At 62.7% G+C, this 442-nt stretch carries 1 protein-coding gene; it reads left to right on the top strand.

Features of this window, described 5'->3' with window-relative positions:
- Positions 1-442 (top strand): head-tail connector protein (locus tag HAQ05_RS28130; RefSeq protein ID WP_238936623.1); only part of this gene is annotated, 442 nt, incomplete at both ends.

The following is a 442-nucleotide window of genomic DNA, read 5'->3' on the forward strand; positions in this document are numbered from 1 at the left end:
CTGGCCATGAAACACCTGTTGGCGGAAGACGAAGACAAAGCGTTGGTGCAGGCGCAGCTCGACGCGGCAGAGGAGGCAGCCATGCAGTTCTTGAGTCGCCGCTTTTTCGCAGACCAAGCCGCCCTGGACCTGGCCAAGGCCGGCATCCTGGACCGTATACAGCAAGCCAAAGCGGCGAATGCTGAAGCGATCGAGGTCGCCAATGCCGAGGTTGACCATGGCGTGCGGTGTCGTCTGCTCGAGCATGCCCGTAGCGCCCTGGCCGATGCCCTGGAAGAGGTCGACGCCACTGCATACGGGGTGATCATCAATCCGGCGATCACCGCCGCATGCCTGCTCAAGCTGGGCCACCTGTTCGCCAACCGCGAAGAGGTTATCACCGATGGCTCGGTCGCAGAATTGCCGCTGGCTTCACGCGCACTGCTCATGCCCTACCGGGTAC

This window comes from Pseudomonas typographi (assembly GCF_014694385.1).
Taxonomy (GTDB): Bacteria; Pseudomonadota; Gammaproteobacteria; order Pseudomonadales; family Pseudomonadaceae; genus Aquipseudomonas; species Aquipseudomonas typographi.